Source organism: Acinetobacter sp. A1, from assembly GCF_012371315.1.
GTDB lineage: Bacteria > Pseudomonadota > Gammaproteobacteria > Pseudomonadales > Moraxellaceae > Acinetobacter.
Genome location: NZ_JAAZQY010000061.1, coordinates 1 through 4452, shown reverse-complemented (window position 1 = coordinate 4452; position 4452 = coordinate 1). Strand labels below are relative to the sequence as shown.

The 4452-nt window shown below is 36.7% G+C and carries 4 protein-coding genes and 1 pseudogene; 2 read left to right on the top strand and 3 right to left on the bottom strand.

The window, feature by feature from the left end; translation table 11 throughout:
• Window positions 1-82: pseudogene (locus HHA41_RS12775) on the top strand (IS6 family transposase); the annotation flags it as partial.
• A 140-nt stretch (window positions 83-222) separates the two neighbouring features.
• On the opposite strand, the gene HHA41_RS12770 reads toward HHA41_RS12775, so the two are convergent.
• Complete coding sequence (locus HHA41_RS12770) at window positions 223-603, bottom strand: hypothetical protein (RefSeq protein ID WP_168461936.1); 381 nt, start codon at window positions 601-603, stop codon at window positions 223-225.
• A gap of 194 nt (window positions 604-797) precedes the next feature.
• Here HHA41_RS12770 and HHA41_RS12765 point away from each other — a divergent pair, with 194 nt between their 5' ends.
• Window positions 798-1409 (top strand): recombinase family protein, encoded by a 612-nt coding sequence (locus tag HHA41_RS12765; protein ID WP_015060246.1) that lies wholly within the window; start codon window positions 798-800, stop codon window positions 1407-1409.
• 189 nt (window positions 1410-1598) lie between these two features.
• On the opposite strand, the gene HHA41_RS12760 is transcribed toward HHA41_RS12765, so the two are convergent.
• Together HHA41_RS12760 and msr(E) are read right to left on the bottom strand one after the other, a co-directional pair.
• Window positions 1599-2483: an Mph(E) family macrolide 2'-phosphotransferase gene (locus HHA41_RS12760; RefSeq protein ID WP_000155092.1), complete on the bottom strand. Its 885-nt coding sequence runs from the start codon at window positions 2481-2483 to the stop codon at window positions 1599-1601.
• Between the two features lie 55 nt (window positions 2484-2538).
• Window positions 2539-4014, bottom strand: coding sequence for an ABC-F type ribosomal protection protein Msr(E) (msr(E), locus tag HHA41_RS12755; protein WP_000052512.1), 1476 nt, complete (start codon window positions 4012-4014; stop codon window positions 2539-2541).
• Window positions 4015-4452: the final 438 nt, after the last annotated feature.

Sequence of the window (4452 nt, the reverse complement as noted above, 5' to 3'; positions counted from 1 at the left end):
ACGCAAAGGCCAGGCCTCAGCATTTTATTATGGTGATCCCCTGGGCGAAATGCGCCTGGTAAGCAGAGTTTTTGAAACGTAAGGCCTTTGAATAAGACAAAAGGCTGCCTCATCGCTAACTTTGCAACAGTGCCGTTTTTCTTATCTCTAAAATCCAACCTGTCCACAATGTGGTTAAAGTTGGTATGTAATTTCGCATAAGAAATTTTATGTTAAATGGATTCAATCTCTGTCATCAAAGTCAGCATTAATTCTATCGACAGTCCATTTTACTGTATTGTTATCTAAGTAAAAAAAATCTCTATTTAAAATATCATCTTCAAAAATTAAGCCATTAACATCTAGCTTCCCTTCTTTTAAATATCCAATAATTTCATATCTTAGACTATTATCTATTTGCTTAATTTGATGGAAATAATGTGTTTTCTCAATAAGGTAATCATCAAAAATAGTAGCTTCTAAATCTATAAGGTAATTTTTTTTGAGATCAATACATGAGGGTATTGAAGAACTAAATACCTCTAGAATTTCATTACGAACCTTAATTTTTAGAATGAATTCGAGATTCTCATTACATTCTATGATTTGAGCTATATATTTCACTTCGATTAAGATTTCCTAAAATTAACATAATACACGTTATACGAATTCCCAAGGCATGGCTTTTAGTCATGCTTTTTTTATCAAAAGACTATACCTGAATGATAGCGAGCCAAATCGCATACAATATCTATCATTAGACTTAATGCAATAATTAAATGATAGTATTATCATTAATCTAATAGAATTAAGATTAAATGATAGAAATGAATACACGTATTTATCTACGAGCTTCAACTAAAGATCAAGATGCAGAAAGGGCTTTGCAGATTCTTCAGGATCTAAACCAAAACTTGAATTTGGGTGAAACCATTGTGTACGTGGAAAACTATAGTGGTACGAAGTTAGACCGACCTGAATTGAATAAGCTACTGTCAGAAGCAAATCAAGGTGACACATTGTTAGTTGAAAGTATTGACCGCTTATCACGCCTAACCCAACGAGATTTTCAAGAGCTGAAGCGCAGGATCCAGGAGAAGGGACTTCGTTTAGTCGTAGCAGATCTTCCTACTACCTACCAAATGATTCAAACCAGTGACAGCATTACTCATTCAATCTTGGAACTCATCAACAATATGTTGATTGATCTTCTGGCAACAATGGCCCGCCTAGACAATGAGAAACGTATAGAACGTATTAAGCAGGGCCTGGCACGTTCGGGTTACAAACCAACAGGCAAGAAGGCAAATGAGGCTAAACATAAACGAATAAAAGAATTGCTAGTAGTTGGCAATATGACTAAGGAAGAAATTGCCAAAGCAGTGAATTGTGGAGTTGCAACTGTCTATCGAGTTGCTAAAGTTATCTAAAAGAGGCTTATCTCAACGCGCCCCCAATGGGGCACCGCTGCATTCAGGTTACTTCACATAAGAAATTTTATGTTAAATGATTGTTAGAAATGCCCCTTGATCGAGGCATTTTCTATAAAGAATACTAAAAACTAATTAAAGCCAACCAAGTTTCAAAACAAGGCAGTTCTCAGCAATCATATTTTTAAATTATATAACTCCCAACTGAGCTTTTGCTCCAACGATAAGGCTTTCATTTTGAGTTTCTAAGGCAAATAAACCATACATCAAAGGAGAGGCCGCTGCTCTTTCTAAAGTCTGTTCATATAGTTTATTCCAAACTTTACCCCCTAGTTTTTCATACTCGATGATTAGAGTTTTGAGGCTTTCTTCTCCAAACAAAGTTACATGCCCAGCAAAATCAATCGCTGGGTCATCTATATGGGCTGTTGACCAATCAATAACGCCTGAAACAGCTCCATCCTTTGAAGCTAGTACATGCCCAGCATATAAATCGCCATGTATAAATTGGGTGAAATCTGCCCATAGAACATCATTATCCAACCATTTTCTGTAGCGGGTTTCCAATTGCTCACTTATACCAATTTCAGATTTTACTAACTGCAAATTGTTTGCTATTTCAGGTCTTAAATCTGAAGGTTTCATAATTTTCAAATCATTTTCCCGAACTTCTTTTTCAGGAATACTATGGATTTCAAATAAGGTTTTTGCCAAAGATGTTATGTATTTCGGGCTATCTTTGTCCATATTCCAAATTATTTCATAGGTTTCAGCATCCAAATTTAAAACAGGATTATCTTTAAGTATGGGATAAGCCACTAATTCTGTAGATGAAATTCTCCAATCAGGAACCTCTACAGAAAGATGTTTTTTTACCAATTCTAAAATGCGTTTTTCTTTCTTGATTTGTTCCCTCATGCCATCACGACGAGGAATACGCAGCAACCATTGTTGCCCCTTTGTATCAAGAGCAAAAACGACCTTAAAATCAATGCCCATTTCATTGAAATTCATTTTGTCCGTAAGCAACAAGCCGTGTGCTTCAGCAAGTGATTGAATATCTTGAATTGTCATTTTTAATTTCCTTTAAAGAGTTCAATAATTAATGTTCGGATTAGATTGGCTATCATTAACAATCTCTCTCAAAAGTCTTGATGATTTTGTGGTCTTTGATCTCGTAGATAATGTCAGCAATATTATCGACCAATTGCTTGTCATGAGATACGAAGATAATAGTTCCTGCATAGGACTTCATCATTGTTTCTAATGCGGCAATACTTTTTAGGTCAAGATAGTTTCCTGGTTCATCCATAAGCAAAATATTATATTTTCCTAAAAGCATTTTGGATAAAAGCAGTTTGATGATTTCACCTCCCGATAAGTCGGATAAGTTTTTTTGAATATCATTCGCTCCGATCCCCATTGAAGCCAATACTGCACGAATTTCCGCAACTGTGTACTCGCACTCTTCCTGCATAAAGGAGAGCACAGATTTATGCGTGTTAAATTTATATCCTGTTTGTGTAAAGTAGCCAATTTCAGCTTTTGGAGATATGGTTAATCCATCAGCACGTTCTGATATCATTTTTAACAAGGACGTTTTCCCTGTTCCATTCGATCCAGTTATAGCGACTTTAGCGCCAAGCGGTATTATAAAGTTAGCGTCATCAAAGATAGTACGGCTACCAAATTTTAAGCTCAGACCATCTGCCGTAATCGGGAACTTATTGTGCAGTTCTAGGGCTGAACTTTGACGAAAACGAATAGAACGCAAATGCTCTGGTGCTTGAATATCTTCTAATGCAGCCAAACGCTTTTCCATACTCTTAGCTGCCTGATACAGTTTTCTTTGCTTGGTGCCAGTCATTTTTGCATGCCCAAGTCGTCCAGCACTTTCGGTAGAGTTTTTGGATTTTTCTCCTTTTTTCTTATTGTCTAATCGATTAGCTTGCTGGCGTTTTTCTTGCACAGCAGATTCTAATCGCTCCCGTTCCTTCATCATCAGCTCATATTCTACGGCTTGGTGTTGTCGCTCTTCTTCTTTTTGACGCAAGTAATCCGAGTAACCACCCCAATATTCCGTAATTTTACCGTCTTTTAACTCCCATATCTTGTCTACAACCATATCAAGAAAATATCGGTCATGACTGATAACAAGTAATGCTCCATCAAATGCTTTAAGTTGACCAATAAGTAGATCTATTCCATTGAGATCAAGGTGGCTGGTTGGTTCATCCGCTAGAATGCCATGTACTTGTTGGGAAAATGCGGCAGCAATTTTTGCACGAGTTTCCTCTCCGCCACTCATTGTGTCGTTTTGTACATTGGAAACACCAAGGCGAGATAACATTGCCCGGTCTTCGACCGTTTCTATTTCGATTCCGCCCAGTTGGCTGATATGTGCAAAATCACCAAAACGCTGTAATGTCGCTTCGGCTAAAACAATTTCGCCATTAAGTACTTTGAGTAAACTACTCTTTCCTGCTCCGTTATCACCCACAAGACCAATACGGTCATAAGAGTGAATTTCCAATTCATCAATATCCAAAACATCACGCCCAGCATAATCCAAGCGTATGTTTCTCGCTTTAATAATTAAACTCATTTTTATTTACTCCTGTTTAGCTCTTGAAATTTTTTATGCAGCAAACAGGATTTAGGTGAAAACAAAAGCTAGCATCACAGTGTCCTCCCAAAAAAAAAGCTATTCATCCACAGGGTGGACAAATAGCTAGTCAATTAAGTTATAACTGGAAACTATGCACTAAAAGCATACTTATAAATTAAGCATACTTTTACTTTATATATCCGCATATATTCTTAAAGACACAACAAAAGCCCACCATTATAAAATAGTGTCACTATGCAAATAGTTGTGTCTTAACGAATGCGGATAGAATGCATAAACTTACCTAAAAAATAAAATTCAGTTTTATGATAACTTTACTGTTAAAAGAAGTCTAGACGGCACTGTTGCAAATAGTCGGTGGTGATAAACTTATCATCCCCTTTTGCTGATGGAGCTGCACATGAACCCATTCAA